This is a genomic window from Nonomuraea sp. NPDC059023, from assembly GCF_042740095.1.
GTDB lineage: Bacteria > Actinomycetota > Actinomycetes > Streptosporangiales > Streptosporangiaceae > Nonomuraea.
Window position 1 is genome coordinate 281,303 of sequence record NZ_JBHYIO010000004.1, and the last position, 18,205, is coordinate 299,507.

At 71.2% G+C, this 18,205-nt stretch carries 17 protein-coding genes and 4 tRNA genes; 12 read left to right on the forward strand and 9 right to left on the reverse strand.

From position 1 onward, the window contains the following. Positions 1-7 precede the first annotated feature (7 nt). From ACFWYW_RS09460 to ACFWYW_RS09480, 5 genes are read left to right on the forward strand one after another with little or no spacing between them, the layout of a single operon-like run. Entirely contained in the window at positions 8-682 is a 675-nt protein-coding gene (locus ACFWYW_RS09460; protein WP_379621578.1) for an RraA family protein, read from the forward strand. A 15-nt stretch (positions 683-697) separates the two neighbouring features. After that, a complete protein-coding gene (gene rfbD / locus ACFWYW_RS09465) occupies positions 698-1,570 on the forward strand; it encodes a dTDP-4-dehydrorhamnose reductase (RefSeq protein ID WP_379633197.1) in 873 nt (290 codons plus the stop codon). Beyond that, positions 1,567-2,883, forward strand: coding sequence for a D-arabinono-1,4-lactone oxidase (locus tag ACFWYW_RS09470; protein WP_379621572.1), 1,317 nt, complete (start codon positions 1,567-1,569; stop codon positions 2,881-2,883). Before rfbD ends, ACFWYW_RS09470 begins: the two co-directional genes overlap by 4 nt. Beyond that, positions 2,883-3,539, forward strand: a complete 657-nt coding sequence (locus tag ACFWYW_RS09475; RefSeq protein WP_379621656.1) for an HAD family hydrolase — start codon at positions 2,883-2,885, stop codon at positions 3,537-3,539. Before ACFWYW_RS09470 ends, ACFWYW_RS09475 begins: the two co-directional genes overlap by 1 nt. Further along, entirely contained in the window at positions 3,536-4,534 is a 999-nt protein-coding gene (locus ACFWYW_RS09480) for a branched-chain amino acid transaminase (protein WP_379621570.1), read from the forward strand. The genes ACFWYW_RS09475 and ACFWYW_RS09480 overlap by 4 nt, the downstream gene beginning before the upstream one ends. A gap of 34 nt (positions 4,535-4,568) precedes the next feature. On the opposite strand, the gene ACFWYW_RS09485 is transcribed toward ACFWYW_RS09480, so the two are convergent. Both ACFWYW_RS09485 and ACFWYW_RS09490 read right to left on the reverse strand, forming a co-directional pair. Then, complete coding sequence (locus tag ACFWYW_RS09485; protein ID WP_379621568.1) at positions 4,569-5,675, reverse strand: FAD-dependent oxidoreductase; 1,107 nt, start codon at positions 5,673-5,675, stop codon at positions 4,569-4,571. Positions 5,676-5,687: 12 nt separating this feature from the next. After that, the gene (locus tag ACFWYW_RS09490; protein ID WP_379621566.1) at positions 5,688-7,007 is read right to left on the reverse strand and encodes a hypothetical protein; all 1,320 of its coding nucleotides are present in this window, start codon (positions 7,005-7,007) and stop codon (positions 5,688-5,690) included. A gap of 303 nt (positions 7,008-7,310) precedes the next feature. On the opposite strand from ACFWYW_RS09490, the gene panD reads away from it, so the two are divergent. Next, positions 7,311-7,673, forward strand: coding sequence for an aspartate 1-decarboxylase (gene panD, locus ACFWYW_RS09495; protein ID WP_379621564.1), 363 nt, complete (start codon positions 7,311-7,313; stop codon positions 7,671-7,673). Between the two features lie 79 nt (positions 7,674-7,752). Continuing rightward, complete coding sequence (locus tag ACFWYW_RS09500) at positions 7,753-8,214, forward strand: hypothetical protein (RefSeq protein WP_379621562.1); 462 nt, start codon at positions 7,753-7,755, stop codon at positions 8,212-8,214. A 275-nt stretch (positions 8,215-8,489) separates the two neighbouring features. On the opposite strand, the gene ACFWYW_RS09505 is transcribed toward ACFWYW_RS09500, so the two are convergent. The 5 genes from ACFWYW_RS09505 to ACFWYW_RS09525 all read right to left on the reverse strand — a co-directional run bounded on the left by ACFWYW_RS09505 (position 8,490) and on the right by ACFWYW_RS09525 (position 10,797). Next, positions 8,490-8,564: transfer RNA gene (locus tag ACFWYW_RS09505), tRNA-Val, on the reverse strand. A 23-nt stretch (positions 8,565-8,587) separates the two neighbouring features. Next, positions 8,588-8,659, reverse strand: a tRNA-Gly gene (locus tag ACFWYW_RS09510). A 49-nt stretch (positions 8,660-8,708) separates the two neighbouring features. Continuing rightward, a tRNA-Cys gene (locus tag ACFWYW_RS09515) sits at positions 8,709-8,779 on the reverse strand. A gap of 16 nt (positions 8,780-8,795) precedes the next feature. Further along, a tRNA-Gly gene (locus ACFWYW_RS09520) sits at positions 8,796-8,867 on the reverse strand. Between the two features lie 82 nt (positions 8,868-8,949). Next, positions 8,950-10,797, reverse strand: a complete 1,848-nt coding sequence (locus ACFWYW_RS09525) for an N-acetylmuramoyl-L-alanine amidase (protein WP_379621560.1) — start codon at positions 10,795-10,797, stop codon at positions 8,950-8,952. Between the two features lie 190 nt (positions 10,798-10,987). Here ACFWYW_RS09525 and ACFWYW_RS09530 point away from each other — a divergent pair, with 190 nt between their 5' ends. Continuing rightward, positions 10,988-11,275 (forward strand): hypothetical protein, encoded by a 288-nt coding sequence (locus ACFWYW_RS09530; protein WP_184962258.1) that lies wholly within the window; start codon positions 10,988-10,990, stop codon positions 11,273-11,275. A gap of 26 nt (positions 11,276-11,301) precedes the next feature. Beyond that, on the forward strand, positions 11,302-13,110 hold the full coding sequence (gene glmS, locus ACFWYW_RS09535) for a glutamine--fructose-6-phosphate transaminase (isomerizing) (protein ID WP_379621558.1): 1,809 nt from the start codon (positions 11,302-11,304) through the stop codon (positions 13,108-13,110). Positions 13,111-13,113: 3 nt separating this feature from the next. Here glmS and ACFWYW_RS09540 read toward each other — a convergent pair whose 3' ends face one another. Then, complete coding sequence (locus ACFWYW_RS09540) at positions 13,114-14,301, reverse strand: cytochrome P450 (RefSeq protein ID WP_379621556.1); 1,188 nt, start codon at positions 14,299-14,301, stop codon at positions 13,114-13,116. A gap of 52 nt (positions 14,302-14,353) precedes the next feature. On the opposite strand from ACFWYW_RS09540, the gene ACFWYW_RS09545 reads away from it, so the two are divergent. Then, entirely contained in the window at positions 14,354-15,142 is a 789-nt protein-coding gene (locus ACFWYW_RS09545) for an SAM-dependent methyltransferase (RefSeq protein ID WP_379621554.1), read from the forward strand. Between the two features lie 9 nt (positions 15,143-15,151). On the opposite strand, the gene ACFWYW_RS09550 is transcribed toward ACFWYW_RS09545, so the two are convergent. Then, positions 15,152-16,534, reverse strand: coding sequence for an alpha/beta hydrolase family protein (locus tag ACFWYW_RS09550; protein WP_379621552.1), 1,383 nt, complete (start codon positions 16,532-16,534; stop codon positions 15,152-15,154). 80 nt (positions 16,535-16,614) lie between these two features. Between ACFWYW_RS09550 and ACFWYW_RS09555 the strand changes: the two genes are divergently transcribed. Beyond that, positions 16,615-17,184: an ArsR/SmtB family transcription factor gene (locus ACFWYW_RS09555; protein WP_379621550.1), complete on the forward strand. Its 570-nt coding sequence runs from the start codon at positions 16,615-16,617 to the stop codon at positions 17,182-17,184. Positions 17,185-17,269: 85 nt separating this feature from the next. Continuing rightward, complete coding sequence (locus ACFWYW_RS09560) at positions 17,270-18,196, forward strand: Bug family tripartite tricarboxylate transporter substrate binding protein (RefSeq protein WP_379621548.1); 927 nt, start codon at positions 17,270-17,272, stop codon at positions 18,194-18,196. Positions 18,197-18,205 lie beyond the last annotated feature (9 nt).

Genomic DNA, 18,205 nt, shown 5'->3' on the forward strand with positions numbered 1-18,205 from the left:
GACCACAGTGGAGACCGTCTACAACGACATGCCGCGCCCTCCGCAGGAGATCATCGACGCCTTCCGCGAGGTGTTGAAGGAGTACAGCCCGAGCTGCCTGGTGACCGACGCGCGCCGCCGTACCGGAGCCATCGGGGGGTTGCTGCCGGTGCTGCCGCACCACAAGATCGTCGGGCCCGCGATCACCGTGAACCTGTCCATCGACGACCTCGTCGACTGCATGCCGGTGCTGAGCAGGGCGCAACCGGGCGACGTGATCGTGCTCGCCTGTCACCGCTCCACCAGGACCGCGATGTGGGGCGGGCTGATGTCCACGCTCTCGCTGAAGGCGGGCGTCGCGGCCGGGATCGTGGACGGCGCCATCCGCGACGTGGACGAGATCCGCGACCTGAACTTCCCGGTCTGGTACCGCGGCACGGTGCCCAGGCCCTCGCCCACCGCCGTGCACAACCGCACGGAGCCGGTGCAGGTGAACGTGCCCGTCGTGGTGGACGGCCAGGTCATCCACCCGGGCGACATCATCGTGGCCGACGAGAACGGCATCGCCGTCGTCCCCTCCGCCGACGCCCAGGACGTGCTGGAAGGCACCCGCGTGCAGATCGGCAAGGAGAAGACGATCCGCGACAAGATCAACTCGGGGGCGACCGTGTCCGAGCTGCTGGCCGAGTTCGGCCACCTGTAAAGGAGACGCGGGGGAATGCGGATCTACCTCACCGGAGCCGACGGGATGCTCGGCACCGCACTGCGCGCCGCGCTGGCCGCCGACCCGCTCACCGCGGGCTGGGACGTGCGCGGCGTCTCCGTGGCCGACTTCGACATCGGCGACCCCGGCGCGGTGCGCGCCTCCGTCGAGGACTTCGCGCCCGACGTCGTCGTCCACACCGCCGCGCACGCGATCGTCGACGAGTGCGAGGCCGACCCGCAGCTCGCGCTGCGCGTGAACGTGGCAGGCGTCCGCAACGTCGCGGACGCCTGCCGCAGGACCGGCAGCCGCCTGGTCTACGTCTCCAGCGACTACGTCTTCGACGGGGCCGACACCCCCGACGGCGGCTACCGCGAGACCGACACCCCGGGCCCGCTCAGCGTGTACGGGCTGAGCAAACTGGCCGGCGAGCGCATCGCGGCCACCGTCGACGACCACCTCGTCATCCGCACCTCCTGGCTGTTCGGCGGCAGCGACGAGCGCACCGACAACGTGCTCGCCATGATCCGCCAGACCGAGCGGGGCGAGCGCGTACGCCTCATCCACGACCAGTTCAGCTGCCCCACCTACACCGTCGACCTGGCCCGCGCCATGGTGCTGCTGCTCAAGCGGGGCACCGCGGGGACGCTCCACGTGGCCAACACCGGCTCGGCCAGCTGGTTCGACGTCGCCAGGGTGGCGCTGGGGCGCGAGGGCCGGGCCGCCGAGCCGGTCGCGCTCGACGACTGCGGCTTCCTCGGCCGCCGCCCGCGCAACTCCACCCTGAGCACCGGCCGCCTGAAGCACCTCGGGATCACCATGCCGGACTGGTCCGACGCGGTCTCCCGCTACCGCACCCACCTCTCCACAGGGAACGGGAGAACATGAGCAACCGACCCACCTGGCGTACCTGGTCGGGCACCGCGCGCTGCGCCCCCGCCACGTTGCTGGCGCCGACCCGCGAGGAGGAGATCGTCCACGCGGTGCGCACCGCGGCCAAGGCCGGCCGCACCGTGCGCCCGGTCGGCACCGGGCACTCCTTCAACCAGCTGGCCTGCACCGACGGCACGCTGCTCGACCTGACCCGCTTCCGCGGCGTCGCCGGCGTGGACCGCGCCGCCGGGACCGTCACCGTGCGCGCCGGAACCTCCTTACACATGCTGAGCACCGCCCTCGACCGCGCCGGGCTGGCGCTCGGCAACCTCGGCACCATCGCCGCGCAGACCGTCGCCGGGGCGCTGGCCACCGGCAACCACGGCACCGGCCTGACCCATCCGCCGTTCTCCGGCCAGGTCACCCGCCTGCGCCTGGTCACCGCCGACGGCTCCGTACGCGAGTGCGACACCCGCGAAGACCCCGAGCTGTTCCGGTGCGCGCGCACCTCGCTCGGCGCCCTCGGCGTGATCACCGAGGTCACGCTGCGCGTGGTGCCGCGCTTCAACCTGCGCGCCGTACTCGGCCGCGAGCCGCTCGACGCACTGCTCGAACGCTTCGGGGAGTGGGCGGGCAGCGCCGAGCACGTCTCGTTCTCCTGGCTGCCGTGGGCCGACAGCGCCGCCACCCGCGCGCTGGACCGCACCGCCGCGCCGCCCACCCCGCGCGCCGCGCTGCACCGCTACGACAGCACGCTGGCCGAGGTCCGCTGCGGCCTGTCCGGCCTGGCCGGACGGCTGCGCCCCGGCATCGTCCCCCGCCTGGGCCGTACACCCGCCACCGGCGAGCGCGTCTCCTACGTGGACACCGCCCACCGGGTCTTCGCCTTCCCGCAGCCGATCAAGTTCCTGGCCATGGAGCACGCGCTGCCGCTGGAGAACATCCCCGCCGCGCTGGCCGGGCTGCGCGGCGCGCTGCGCCGCTTCGGCCACTACTCGCCGTACTCGGTGCTCGTGCGCGTCGGCGCCCCCGACGACTCCCCGCTCAGTCCCGCGTACGGCCGGCGGACCGGCTACGTCAACCTGTGCGTGCCCAGGACGGCGGGCTACATCGAGATCCTGCGCGTCGCCGAGCCCGTGCTGCGCGACCTCGACGCCCGGCCCCACTGGGGCAAGGCCCACACCGCCACCGCCGAGATCCTGCGCCCGCGCTACCCGGAGTGGGAGAGCTTCGCGCGTGTGCGCGCCGCGCTCGACCCCGACGGCGTGTTCGCCAACGACTACCTCGGCCGCGTCCTCGGCCCCGTCCACGCAGGGCAGCCCGCGTGATGGCCGTCCGGGGACTGTTCTTCGACTTCGACGGCCTGCTCTGCGACACCGAACGGGCCGCCCGGCAGTCCTGGCGCGACCTCTACGCCCGCTTCGGCCTCGCGTTTCCCGAGTCGGTGTGGACGGCGATGACCGGACGCTCCTCCGGCGCCGACATCGCGGCCGGGCATCTCGGGCGCACGCTCGGCCGCGCGGTGACCGAGGAGGAGGTCGCCTGGCGGCTGGCCCGCAAGCAGGAGCTGTCCGACGCCGAGCCGCTGCGGCCCGGCGTACGGGCGCTGGCCGGGGAGGCCGCGCGGCGCGGCATCCGGCTCGCGGTGGTCTCCGGCTCGCCGCGCACCTGGGTGGCCGGGCACCTCGGGCGGCTCGGGGCGCTCGAGTGGTTCGACCACCTGGTCACCGCCGACGGCGGCATCGCCGCCAAGCCCGCTCCCGACCTGTACCTGCTGGCTCTGCGGCGGTGCGGGCTGCGGGCCGAGGAGGTGCTGGCGCTGGAGGACTCCGAGGTGGGGGTCGCCGCCGCGCGGGCCGCCGGACTGCGCTGCGTCGCCGTGCCCAGCGCCGCCGGCCGCCACGCCGACCTCGGCGCGGCCAGCGCCGTCCTCGACACCCTGTACCAGATCTCGCTCGACGGCCTGGAGGTGGCGGCCGCATGACGCACGCACTCGACACCCAGGCCGCCGACACCCAGGCCCCCGACACCCTCGACTCGCTGGCCGCCCGCGGTAGCGGGCACCCGGAGTGGATCTGGCGCGACGGCGCCCTCGTGCCGTGGGAGCAGGCCACCGTGCACGTCAACGCGGTCGGCCACGCCTCGGTCGCCGCCGTCTTCGAGGGCATCAAGGCCTACCTCGCCGCGGACGGGCGCCGCCTGCTGGCCTTCCGGCTCGACGACCACCTGCGCAGGTTGTTCGACTCGGCGCGGCTGTGCCGGCTCGACCTGCCCGGCGGCGTGGACGACCTGCGGGAGGCCATCCTCGGCCTGCTGCGCGCCAACGCCTGCCGTACCGACACCTACATCCGGCCGTGGGCCTTCCCGCGCGGCGTGATCCGCGAGCAGATGGTCCCGGCGGGCACCCGCTGCGAGATCGTCGTCGACAGCTGGCCCTTCCACAGCCACCTGCTGACGCCGCGCGGCTGCCGCGCCGCGGTCAGCTCGTGGATCCGGGTGAGCGACGCGTCCATGCCGCCGCGGGCCAAGACGTTCTCCAACTACCACAACGGGCGGCTGGCGATGATGGAGGCCAGGGAGAACGGCCACGACTGGCCCATCCTGCTCAACGACCGGCACAAGGTCAGCGAGGGTCCGGGCGCCTGCGTCGCCCTCGTGCGCGACGGTACGGTGATCACGCCGTCGCTGACCAGTGGCCTGCTGGCCGGGCTGACCAGGGACAGCGTCTGCGCGCTGACCCGCGACCTCGGGCTGGCGCTGGAGGAGCGGGAGGTGGACCGCAGCGAGCTCTACCTGGCCGACGAGGTGTTCTTCATGGGCACCGCCTGGGAGATCCTGCCGGTCACCGCCGTCGACGGGCGCCGCGTCGGCGACGGGACGATGGGGCCGGTGACGGCGCGGCTGGAGCGGGAGTACGCGGCGATCGTGCGCGGACGCTCCGAGCGCCACCCGGAGTGGCTGACCGAGATCCCCCTCTGAGGGGGCCCGGACCACCGAGCCCCCCGCCCCGCGTTCAGATCGCGAAGGATTTCACCATGTCGACCGTCTCCCGCGCGCACCCCCACGAGAAGCTGAACCCGGCGCCGCCGTGCGCGTAGTTGTGCACGATGCGGGTTCCCGGCTCGCTCTCCAGGCAGACGTTCTGCTTGCGGAAGGGCCGCAGGCCGGCGCGTACCGGCTCGACCGGGTCGATCTCCGCCTTGCCGATCGCCGGCATGAACTGCACGCACCGGTTGTACATGTCGCGTACCGGCTGGTGGTTGTCGAGGTTGATGTCGGTGCTCCACTGGTCGGGCTCGGCGAGGCCGCCCAGCACGACGAGGTTCTCACCGCGGGGCACGATGAACACGATGTCCTGCTCGTCCCCGTTGCGCTCGTCGTGGGAGACGCAGTGCGCCTCCTCGATCCTCGGGATCCGGCTGCCGTCGTTGAGCACCCGCACCAGCGCGCCGCGCAGCGGGTACATGGGCACCCCGTGCAGTTCGGCCGCCCCGAGGCCGGTGCAGTTGACGATCGCGTCCACGCCGTACGCCTGGTGCAGCTCGCGCTCCTGCTCACGCAGCAGGCCGGAGACCCGCGCCCGCACGACCTTGACCCCGGCCTCCTCCGCCTGCCGCAGCAGCCAGCCGGTGTAGGTGTCGGTGTCGATCATGGGGGCGAGGTGCCGGTAGGCGTCCTGGATCCCGTACGTCGGGTTCACGCCGTTGGCCGAGGCGAGGCCGGGGTCACGCTCGAACCCGCGTACCCTGACGGCCAGCTCGTTCATCTTGTTCTGGTCGTGGACGTGCTGCTCGACACGGTGGGTGAAGTAGAAGTTCGAGACCCGCATGAACACGCCCGTCGACGGGTCGGCGGCGAGGCCGTCGAAGATCTCGTACGACTCCATGCACCACCCCTTCGAGCGCGACAGCGAGATCTGGTCATGGTGGTAGCCGCACACCGCGGGCGGCCACTCCCACAAGGCGCCCGCCACCACGGACACACACTGCGCGGCGTCCTTCTCGGCGGCGACGACGACCTCGAACCCGGCCCGCGCCAACGACAGGGCCGTGGTCAGGCCGCTCACACCGGCGCCGATCACAAGGACGCGCTCGGCCCGTTTCCTGATGATCTCGGTCATGGCTGCAACCCCTCATTCGTGCGGAAAGGTGAAGACGCTGGTGGTACGCATCGGCGGCTGCGTGGACGGGCTGATGATCGGCCCCGAGCCGGCCGGGATGGCGCGGATGAACGACGAACCCGCGTAACCGCGGTCGGTGAAGAAGAAGCTCCAGGCGGCGATCCAGTCGGCCACCTCGCCGCTTTCCGCGTCGCAGACCGGCTCGGCCTGCGGCGTCACCCGCCGCTGGACGATGTAGCCGTCGCCGGTGTGCGCCGCCACCGCCTGCCGCCACTCCCGCTCACCGGCCGTCCACCCGGCGACCGTCCCGGTGCCGGCGTAGCCGACGCGCGGCTTGAGGATGAGCGATTCGCGCTCGGCCAGCGCCCGCTCGACCACGTCCGTGCCCGACAGGGCCCGCGTCCACGGCAGCACCCGGTCGATCAGCGCGGACTCCTCGGCCGTGAACGCCGCACGCCAGCGCGGGTCCGACAGCAGGTACATGCAGCCCTTGTTGGAGTAGAGATAGCTGTCGAGCGTTGAATGGAGAACCGTCCGGCCCGATTCGTGGGCCCGCACTATCGGCTCCACGACCTCTTCTCCCGACGGGTCGGAACATATTTCGTCGACCGAGAAATAGCGCAGGACCATGTCGACAGGCGTGCCGTCCAGAAAGAGCTTTCCGGCCTTTTCCTTGAACTGGCCCGCCTCGGCGAGCCGTACGTCGAGCCCGGCCGCGCCCATTTGCTCTTGCAGCACCTGCATACGGTGCCCATAGGCGGCCAGGCCGTCCGTCCATTCGGTCATGGCCACCACCGGGCTGTCGCCTTCCGCCACCGGGGCGGCGATGTCGTGCAGGGCCGCGGCGAACTCGGCGGCCGTGTCGGAGAACCCGAGCCGGTGCTCCTCGGCGAAAGCCCGGAACTCGGGCACCTCCAGCAGCGCCCGGTTGACCGCCGCCTGGTCGAGCCCGCCGAGCGCGCTGCAGATGTTGAGCTCCAGCAGCTTGAACGCCGAGCCGTCGAAATACACGTCAGGGCGGGCGTACCTGGGCGGATTGCGGGTCGCGTTCCTCGTCATGACCGCGGCGTGCCGGGGACTGACACCCAGCGTCGCGCAGTACGCCGCCAGGTCGCCGTCGAACAACCGCCACGGCAGCGACACCAGCAGATCCAGGAACGGCCGCAGATCGGCGGCGAACTCACGCAGCCGCGACTCACCGGCGAACCACGGCCGATCGGCCAGCCGCTGCCCGTAGGCGTGGGCGAAGGCCGGTGAGAACGGCGCCCGCCGTACCGCGTCACGCAGGCCGGATCGCTCGTCCAGACATTGATCGATGTAATGCTTGGTCACGGAATTCGGCATGGCGGAATCCCCTTCTGAACATACGTGGGAAAACGGCGCGCCCCGTCCTGCCTGCGCCCGAAGTTCCTCCCCGATTACCCCTTGGAGGCGACGTTATGGGCCCCGGCTGCGGCTGCCAATCTATTCGGGCTGAGCCGAATCGAGGGCCTTTCAGTATTCCTTAAAGATGCACCGGAGAGTTTTTCGCTGGTGGTCGGGGGTGCGGCTGGATAAACTCGGCGCGGGCGTCGGCCCTGTAGTATCCATCGACTTTCCGACGGCTTTCCACCGACACAGACAGGGGCTCACCGCATGTTGCGCACCTTCATGAATTCCAAGATCCACCGGGCCACGGTCACCGACAGCGACCTGAACTACGTGGGCTCGCTCACGCTCTCGCCCGAACTGCTGGAGGCGGCGGGCATCGGCGTCCACGAACTGGTGCACGTCGTCAACGTCAACAACGGCGCCCGGTTCGAGACGTACACGATCCTTGGGACGCCGGGCGCCAACGAGGTCGTGGTGAACGGCGCCGCGGCCCGGCTCGTCCAGCGCGGCGACACCGTCATCATCATCACCTACGCCCAGCTGGCCGAGAACGAGATCGCCGACCACCAGCCCCGGGTGATCCTGGTCGACGAGCAGAACCGCATCCTCGAACCCGCCCTGACCTGACCATCCAGGAAAACCCGGCGCCGGCCCCGCCCGCCGGCGCCGGGGAGCCCTCCCGGGGCGGGCGTACCATCCTGTCCGGGTGACGAAGACGACTCTCACGGGGATCGTGCTGCTGCTGCTCGCCGGCTGCTCCGCTCCTCCCAGGCAGGCGCTGATCGACAGCGCGGACGAGAAGTGCCGCGTCATCAGCGAACGGTTCGCCGGCGATCTGGCCTACGGCGACGGGATCGGCGCCGACGACTCGCCGGGCATCCGTGAGCGCGTGGCCCTTCTGACGGACCTGCACGACCACACCCGCCGGTTGCCCAGGCCGGAGACCGGCCAGGCCGAGCTGAACGACTGGCTGACCAAGCTCGCCGACTACACCGCCGACCTCCGCAAGATGAGCGGCATGATGGAGTCGCCGCAGGTGGCGGACGTCCTCCGGGTCATGCAGGCGGGCATCGCGATGGAGTCGGCGAAGGCCGTGGGCCAGGCGGCGCGCCGCTTCGGCTTCAAGGACTGCGCCAGGACCGAGAACTGGGAGCACATCGCTTCCTGACCGGAACCCGGACGTCCCTGCCGACCGTTCGACCCGACGATCTCCGAACGGAAGCCGTGGTCTTCACACACCTGCCCGGCGGACAGCCTTCTGGCCACACCGAGAGTCCGACCAGCGAGGTGCAGTTCACGCCCGGGTAGAGCTTGAAGGCGAGTGCTCGGCGAGGGGAGGAACGGCCGTCGGCCTTCCCGGTGACCTTGCCTGGAACGTCAGACACGCCAGCGGGACGCGCGGATGGCGGTGAAGATGCCCTCAGGTGGAGGGCTGGGTCATGCTGGTGGACGATACTGGGATTGAACCAGTGACCTCTTCCGTGTCAGGGAAGCGCTCTCCCGCTGAGCTAATCGTCCTGGGATTATTCAGTTGTCGAACGAGCGGAAGACGGGATTCGAACCCGCGACCCTCACCTTGGCAAGGTGATGCTCTACCACTGAGCCACTTCCGCATGGCGCTTGACCTACTTTAGCGGATCCTGGCGGTCCGCCGTACAACCGAGGTGGAGACGGGATTTGAACCCGTGTAGACGGCTTTGCAGGCCGCTGCCTCGCCTCTCGGCCACTCCACCAGGAGATCGCACTCCGAGCGGAAGACGGGATTTGAACCCGCGACCCTCACCTTGGCAAGGTGATGCTCTACCACTGAGCCACTTCCGCGTGTGTCCGGCGGTGAGCGCCGGTCACGGGAAAACCATATCGCTTCCGTGGAGTGCCCGTGCGCACCGCGCGTGTACGGGTCTCACCTGACGACCCGCACGTCCTCCGCCCGTACGAACATCACCCGGTGCCCGAGCTGGATCTGGTGGTAGCGCAGCCGTCCCTTGACGGTGTCGTGGCGGGCGGGGTGGATGGAGTCGGCGCGGTGGTAGGTGCCGGTCAGGGTGAGGCCCGCGGAGTAGGACTGGCCGCGGCGGATGACGTAGTTCAGGGGGACGTGGCGCTGGAAGCGGCTGCGCGATCCGGCATAGGCGGATTTTTCGGGGTACGCCCGGCCGTACACCCGCACCTTGTCCTTCACCGGCGTCACCAGCGGGCCCGCGGCCGGGATGGCGGTCGGCGCGGACGGCGGGTTGTGGAACCAGGCCCTCTGACCCAGGTACCAGATCGCGGTCCACTCGCCCTCGCGCCCGGCCACGGCGAACCGCTGGCCGGTCGAGGCGCGGGCGCTGTGGTCGTACACGCTGTAGGTGCTGCCCTGGCCCACGCGCTTGCCGATGTCGTCGACGAGCGGCGCGTCCTCGCGTGGTGCGGTGCGCAGCCACACCGACGCCGAGCCCTGCGACGGGCAGGCGCGGGCGGGGCGCTTGCTCGAACAACCGGTGTAGCGTTCGCGGTGCTCGTCGAAGCCGGGGCGGATGACGACCGAGTCGCCGTTGCCTGACGGCTTGAGCGGGGCGTCCATGAGGGCGAAGTAGCGGGCCCAGTCCCAGTACGGGCCGGGGTCCTCGTGCATGCCGGGCACGGTGCTCGGGGTGGTGCCGGGCACGTTGTCGTGGCCGATGATGTGCGCGCGGTCGAGCGGCACCTTGTACACCGACGCCAGGTGCTTCACCAGCCGCGCCGACGCGCGGTACATCGCCTCGGTGTACCAGGCGCCGCCCCGCGCCAGATAGCCCTCGTGCTCGATGCCGATGGAGCGCGAGTTGATATCCCAGTTGCCCGCATGCCAGGCAATATCGCGATTTCGCACGTGCTGGGCGACATGCCCGTCGCGGGAGCGGATGGTGTAGTGCCAGCTGACGTATCGGGGATTGCCCACCATGGACGGCACGCCCGCGTAGGAGCCCTCGGTGTCGTGGATGACGATGTAGTCGACGCGCCGCGGCCGGTTCAGGCGGTCGTGGTTGCCGTAGTCCTTCTTCTTGCCGAACCTCTTGAAGGCCGCGGGCATCCACTCGCAGTCCAGCGAGGTCGGGCACTCGGCCGGGTTCGCCGCCTTCCGCATCGGGCGCGCGGGCGGCACCGCCTCGGGCGCGGCGGCCAGCCGGACGAGGGAGCCGTCCTCGGTACGGCGGGCCGCCCCCGTCCTCATCAGCGCGAACACCTCGTCCGCGAACCCACGCGACCCCGCGTACCGCACGACCGCGTCATACCAGTCCGCCGGAGCCCCGCTGGGCCGCGCCTGATAGGAGGCCAGCAGCGCCGCCCCGCCCTTGATGTTCGCGGCCGGATCGCGCCGCAGCCGCGCCGCCCCGATTCCGCTCAGCCGCGCCGCCTCCCGCAACGTGTCCTCGGGAGTCAACGTGTCCTCAGGAGCCTCGGCGGAACCCGGATCGTCCAGCTCGTGCGGCGTCGTGGGCGGCCGCATGGGGCGGGCGTCGTCGCCGCGCGGGTCGCCGTCGTGATGATGACCTTCCGGTACGGCCGCGCCCCCGTCCACCAGATGCATCGGCCCATACCCCCCGGACACGCTCGGCAGCCCGGCGTGGTCGTCCCACCGCGACTGCAGATAGGAGACCCCGAGCAGCACGCTGACCGGAACGCCGTACTCCCGGGCGGCCTCGGCGAAGTCGCCCTGCCGTCCGGGCTGGGGGGTGGGTGCGGTCAGGAGGCCGGTGGCGAGGGTGAGGGCGATCCAGTGTGGCATGACAACTCCCACGGAAAGGCAGCATACAACTACATAGAGTAATCATGCCCTGTGAGAAGAGTGTCACCCGGGGCGTGCGATGCGTATGTGGTCCGATTTTGCGGCCTTGCGAGGCAAAGGCACGGGACGAAGTCGCCAATTCCTGCCCGATTTCGGGCAGGAAGTTGTTTGAACCTGGCCCAGATGCGTAATGTCCTCGACTGTGTCCACGGCACGGCATCCCTACGAAGAGCTCATCGCGCACCTGACCAGGACCAGTCCGCTGGGCCCAGGTGAGGCGGCCCGCGTGGTCGCCGAGGTGCTGGCGTACTTCTCCGAAACGGTGGAGGAGTTCGTCCGGCGGCGGCACGCCGAGTTGAAGGCCCGCGGCCTCACCAACGACGAGATCTTCCCCAGGATCGCCGCCGAGTTGCCGGGACGCCGGGTCGCGGCACCGGAGCTGTCCCTGCGCCAGCTGCGCCGCATCGTTTACGGATAAGAGAGGACGCCCGTATGTGCGGAATTGTGGCTTACGTCGGTCCGAAGGACGCCGCCCCCATCTTGCTGGAGGGTCTGCAGCGACTGGAGTACCGCGGGTACGACTCGGCCGGGGTCGTCGTCTCCAACAAGGGGTTCAAGGTCCGCAAGGTCAAGGGCCGGGTGGCCGACCTGGCGCAGGCCGTACCCGCGCGATTCAAGGGCACGCTCGGCATCGGTCACACGCGGTGGGCCACCCACGGCGTGCCCAGCGACGTCAACGCCCACCCGCACCTTTCCGCCGACGAGCGCGTCGCGGTCGTCCACAACGGCATCATCGAGAACGCCACGGAACTGCGCGCCAAGCTGGAGGCCGACGGCGTCGTCTTCGTCTCCGAGACCGACTCCGAGGTGCTCTCCCACCTGATCGCCCGCACCGTCGAGGAGACCTCCAGCCTGGAGGAGGCGGTCAGGAAGGCGCTCAAGAGCGTCGTCGGCACCTACGGCATCGCGGTCCTCGACGCCGAGCGGCCCGGCGAGGTCGTCGTGGCCCGCAACGGCAGCCCGATCGTGCTCGGCATCGGCGAGAAGGAGATGTTCGCCGCCTCGGACGTGGCCGCGCTGGTCCGCTACACCCGCCAGGTCGTCCACCTGGAGGACGGCGAGCTGGCCGTGCTCAAGGCGGACGGTTTCCACACCTTCGCCAGCGGCGGCCTGGAGACCGCGAAGGAGCCGCTGACCGTTGACGTCGAGGCCGGGCACTACGACACCGGCGGCTTCGAGCACTACCTGCTCAAGGAGATCTCCGAGCAGCCCGAGACCGTCGCCCGCACGCTGCGCGGCCGCCTCGACGAGCGCTTCCACATCGCCCACCTGGGCGGGCTCAACATGGACGCCCGCGAGACCCGCTCCTTCCGCCGCGTGAAGATCATCGGCTGCGGCTCCGCCTACTACTCCGGCCAGATCGGCGCCCAGCTCATCGAGGAGCTCGCGCGCATCCCCGCCGACGCCGAGCCCGCCTCGGAGTTCCGCTACCGCAACCCCGTCGTCGACCCCGACACCCTGTACGTCGCGATCAGCCAGTCGGGCGAGACCTACGACACGCTCGCCGCCGTCCAGGAGCTCAAGCGCAAGGGCGGCCGCGTCATCGGCATCGTCAACGCCGTCGGCAGCGCCATCGCCCGCGAGGTGGACGGCGGCATCTACCTGCACGCCGGGCCGGAGGTCTCGGTCGCCTCCACCAAGGCGTTCACCTCCACCGCGGTGGCGTTCGCGCTGCTCGCGCTGCACTTCGGCCGCGTGCACGACCTCTCGCCCGCCGACGGCCGCCGCATCGTGGACGGCCTGGCCAAGCTGCCCGACCAGATCGAGGAGATCCTCAAGCAGGGCGACCGGATCAGGGACTTCGCGCGGAAGTACGCGGGCCGTCCGTCGATCATGTTCGTCGGCCGGGTGCGCGGCTACCCCGTGGCCAGGGAGGGCGCGCAGAAGCTCAAGGAGATCTCCTACATCCACGCCGAGGCCTACCCGGCCAGCGAGCTCAAGCACGGGCCGCTCGCGCTCATCGGCCCCGAGATGCCGACGGTGGCGATCGTCCCCGACGACGAACTACTGGACAAGAACCTCACCACGCTCGGCGAGATCCGCGCCCGCGGCGGCAACGTCCTCATGATCGGCCACCGCGAGCCCGGCGCCAAGCTGGCCGACGACGCGATCGTGGTGCCGAAGAACGAGATCGAGCTCGACCCCATCCTGCTGACGATCCCGCTGCAGCTGCTGGCCTACCACGCCGCCGTGGCCCTGGAGCGGGACGTCGACAAGCCCCGCAACCTGGCCAAGAGCGTCACGGTCGAGTAGGGGCTACCTGCGCACGGGCAGGTGGAGCGGGCGGACCATGATGCTGCCCACCGTCCATTCCACCTCCTCAGCCGGTACGGCCAGCCGCAACCCCGGCATGCGCGCGGCCAGCACACCCAGGAACTCCTGCACCTCGGCCCTGGCCAGGTTGGCGCCCAGGCAGTAGTGGGCGCCGCGGCCGAAGGCCAGGTGCGACTGCCCGGCGGCGCGGTCGAAGTCCATGGTGGCGGGGGAGGGGAAGACGCCGGGGTCGAAGTTGGCCCCGGCGAAGGAGGCGATGACCCCCTCGCCCTTCCTGATCGGGCCCGAGGGCAGTTCGACGTCCTCGGTGGCGACGCGGATGAGCGGGCTGTCGCCGGGCTGCTCCACGCGGAACAGCTCCTCGGTCGCCCGCGGGATCACGCCGGGGTCGGCGACCAGGCGCTCGAAGCCGTCGCGGGGAGCCAGCAGCCGCAGCGCCGCCCTGGACAGGATCGAGCCGGTCGTCTCGTGCCCGGCCAGGAACAGGCCGAGCGTCATGCGGACGAGTTCGTCCTCGGTGAGCCGGTCGCCGCCGTCCCTGGCCTCGATCATGGAGGCGAGCAGGCCGTCGCCCGGGGCGTCGCGGTGCTCGGCGATCATCGTGGCGCAGTAGGCGTAGAACTCCGCGGCCGATCCGGCCTTCTCCTCCTCGGTGAGGCCGGAGGAGGAGAGCATGGCGTCCGACCAGCGCCGTACGCGCTCGCTGTCGATGCCGGGCACGCCCATGACATCGCAGATCACCTGGACGGGCAGCGGGAAGGCGAACGCGGTCACGAAGTCGAACTCGGCGGGCAGCCGGTCGGCGAGGTCGGTGGCCAGCTCGCGCAGGCGGGGGCGCCAGCCGTTCACCTGACGCGGGGTGAAGGTACCCGACAGCAGGCGGCGCAGGCGGGTGTGGTCGGGCGGGTCCATGCCGATCAGGCCGCCGGGCGCCTCGGCGATCGTGAAGCCGCTGAACATGCGGGGCGCGCCGGGGTAGGACAGGTCGCGGCTGAAGCGCGGGTCGGTCAGCACCATGGCGGCGTCCTCGTAGCGGGTCGCCAGGTGGACGTGGTCGCCGCTCGGTACCTGGACCAGGCCGAGCGGTTCCTTCTCACGGCGGATGGCGTATTGGTCCGATGGGGCACCCCTCGGACCGGACGTAAAGGGGAAACGCTCGAAATCGGCCATGAATCGGACGGTATCCAGTGAAGTCATGACTGAGAAGACCTAAGATCATGATGTGGCCTTCGACCCGCAGACGCCGAATCTGGCGCGGATGTATGACTACATGCTCGGCGGCAAGAACAACTTCGGCGTCGACCGCGACGCGATCGACCAGCTGTCGAAGCACATCCCGGAGGCCATCCCGATAGCCAGGGCCAACCGCGCCTTTCTGCAACGGGCGGTGCGGGCGCTGACCGAGGCGGGCGTCCGGCAGTTCCTCGATCTCGGCAGCGGCCTGCCCACGCAGGGCAACGTGCACGAGATCGCGCCCGAGGCCCGGGTCGTCTACGTCGACAACGACCCGGTCGTGGCGGCGCACGCCCGCGCGCTGCTGGAGGAGTCGGGCCGGGTCGTCTTCCTCCACGCCGACCTGCTGCGGCCCAGGGAGTTACTGGCCAGCCCCGAGGTGAGCGGCTTCCTCGACCGCACCGAGCCGGTCGCGGTGCTGCTGGTGTCGATCCTGCACTTCGTCCAGGACGCCGACGACCCGGCGGGCATGGTCGCGGTGCTGCGCGAGGCCGTGCCGCCGGGCAGTTACCTGGTGCTCACGCACGCGGTGCCGACGCTCGGTGACCCGGAGGCGGAGGAGGAGGCCAAGAACATCTACCGCGGCTCCTCCGCCGGCGGGGCCGTGGGGCGTACCGAGGCGGAGATCCTGGGCTTCTTCGGTGACTTCGAGCTGGTCGAACCGGGACTGGTCGAGGTGACCGAGTGGCGCCCCGACACGCCCCGGCTGGTCGGTGAGGACCGGCTGCCGCCGTACCTGCGGGCCGCGATGGGCCGCAAACCCGGCCGCCCCCACTAGCCCGCGGCCTCAGGGCACCAGCAGTCCCCAGTAGAGCGCCCAGGGCAGGAAGGCCGCGGCGCCGGTCAGCAGGACGGCCAGCCGTACCCGCTCGGAACCACGCGCGCGGCGCGCGGCGGGTACCGTGAGCACGGCCGCGACCAGCGCGAGCACCGCGAGGGCCTGCAGGACCAGCCAGACGAGCGGGCGGCCGGCCACCAGCGGGCCGGGTGAGCCCAGCTTGCCGCCCGTCATGATCGAGTAGAACAGGTAGGCCAGCGCGCCGAAGGCCGCCACGGGCGCGGCGATCGCCACCGTCCGCGGCCAGCCCGCCCTCATGTCCGCCGGGGTACGGCCCCGCACCCGCCTGACCAGCGCCCAGACCGGGTAGCCCAGGAAGGCCACGAGGAACAGCACCAGCGCCCCCACCTGCACCGCGGCCGACTCCCACCAGGCCGGCGGCGGGACCGCGACGGTCAGCGACGCCTGGCCGGGCAGCTCGCCCACGCTCTCCGCGGTGGGCAGCCGCCCGGCGGCGACGCGCTTCACCCAGGTCCCGACGGCCTCGGCGTAGCCGGGCGCGAGCTCGGGGGAGCGGGTGACGCCGCGGTCGGGCGTGAGGTGGGCGGCGTGGTCGGCGCCGGCGAAGTAGCGCAGCGTGTAGTGCTCGTGCGAGAGTCCCTCGGCCAGCAGCCGCGGGGTCTCGCGCGGCGGGGTGAGCAGGTCGTGGGCGCCCCAGATGCCGAGCACGGGCTGGGTGACCCGGGCGAGCACGGCCTGCGCGTCGTGCCAGGGCATCGGGAACTGCCCGGCGCCGGCCAGCAGCCGGTAGACGGCGGGTACGCCGCGGTCGGGCACCGGGCCGCTGACGCCCGCGTTGCGCAGCCCGGCGGCGACCGCCCAGGTCTGCTGGCGCAGCGGCTGCATGGCGTTGCCGCCGACGATCACCACGAACGCGACGTCCTTGGAGCGGGTGGCGGCCAGCGGGGCGACCCAGCCGCCCTCGCTCAGCCCCCAGATGCCGACGTTGTCCCGGTCGACCCCCGCGAACGCGCGCAGGGTCGCGTGCGCGCCGAGCGCGTCCTCTGCCAGCTGGCCGTAGTCGCGGACGGTCATCGAGTAGCCCTCGGAGCGCTTGTCGTAGACCAGCACGGCCAGGCCCTGGCGGGCGAAGGCCTCGGCCTCGGTCATCAGCTTCGTGCGCGGGGTCCCGCCGCCGGATCCGTGCACGAGCACCAGGCCGGGCAGCGGCCCGCGCGCGCCGGAGGGGACCAGCACGCTGCCGTGCATCGGGAGGCCGCCGCTGCCGCGGAAGGCGACCTCGGTGACGGTCAGCCCGTCGGCGGCGAGCGCGGGAACGGCCGGGACGAACGCGCAGACGAGCGCGAACACCATGATCACTAACCTCTTCATGCTGCCGACGCTACTCTGCAGAGAGGTCTCGGCAAAGACATGTCTGCAGAAATCATCCGGCAGGACTAAGCTCTCTCCTCATGAGGGATGAGGATGGGGCGCCGCTGTATCTCGACGATCACGAGCGTCTGAAGGCCCTGGCCCATCCGATGCGCCGGCGCATGCTGACGCACCTCAACGTGCACGGCCCCGCCACCTCCACCACGCTGGGCGAGCTGCTCGGCGCCAAGACCGGCACGACCAGCTACCACCTGCGCCAGCTGGAGAAGTACGGCTTCATCGAGGAGATCCCCGAGCGCTCGGCCGGCCGCGAGCGCTGGTGGCGCAAGGCCGACATGCCACGCGACATCCGCACGCCGAACTTCCGCGACGTGGCGCCGGAGAGCCGCGCGGTGCTGGAGGAGTTCTACCGCATCGGCATGGCCGAGGACCGTGCGCTGCTGGACCGCTTCGGGGCCGCCTATCGGCGCGACCCCGACTGGGCCAAGGCCTCGCGGGGCTTCGGCCGGATGACCAAGCAGGATCTCGACGCCTTCTTCGAGGAGTACATCGCGCTGCTGGCCAAGTACGGCCACCGGGCCGACGACGCGCCCCCGGACGCCCGCCCGCTCTACATCAGGATGTTCGCGCTGCCGGCCGATGATACGTGAAGAGTGCCCCCCGATGTGTAACACCGTGTGATCTGCCAATAACCTCATGTAATGGGAGGTCTATCGGGGTTCGGGGAGGGGCATCATGCGGCGTCGGCAGTTCTTCGCACTCGGGCTCGGCCTGGCCGCCTGTGCCTCCGGATGCGCCACCGCGGGTGGCGGCGCGCACGGCCTCGGCCCCGTCGGCGTCGTCCCCGGCGGTGAGCGATGGGCCCCGGTCGCGCAGGCTCTCTACCGCACCCTGCGCAGGACCGGCTACCCCGCCACCGGCACGGGCGGCACGACCACGGTCACCGTCACCGGCCTGCCCGCGCTGGCCGCCGCCGAGCTGAACGACCAGCGCCCCATGCACGTCACCACCACGCCGCTGGCCAGGCTCACCGGCAACGTCGAGGTGCTGGTGGTGCCGGCCAACTCGCGGCTCAAGGACTTCGACGCCTTCGCCGCCCACCTGCTGGCCCAGCCGGAGCGCACCTACCTGGCCGGCGGGCCCCTGGGTGAGCCCGATCACCTGCTGTTCGGCCTGGTCGCGCAGGGGCTCGGCGTGGACGTCAGGAAGATCGACTACACCGGCTACCCGGGCGCCCAGGAGGTGGCGGCGGCCATGCAGGGCGGCAAGGTCGCGGCGGCCACCGGGCGGCTGCGCGACTGGCGGGCCCGGCTCGACTCCGGCCGGATCAGGCCGCTGGCCGTCTCCTCGGCCGCCCGGGTCCCCGGCGTCGATGCCCCGACGCTCCTGGAGTGCGGGGTGCGGGTCGACTTCGCCGACTGGTGCGCGGTGGTCGGGCCCGCCGCGATGGACGGCGAACGGCGGGGCGCCGCGGTGCGCATGATGGAGGACGCGACCCGGTCGGCGCCGTGGCACGAGGCCTGCCGTAACGGGGGCTGGGAGGCCATCCCGCTCAGCGGCGACGACTTCGCCACGTGGCTGGCCACCGAGTCCGCCCGTACCCGCAGAGTACTCCGTGAACTCGGCATGCTCGACACGCCGAGCACAACATACCGGGGATAGTTGCGGGAT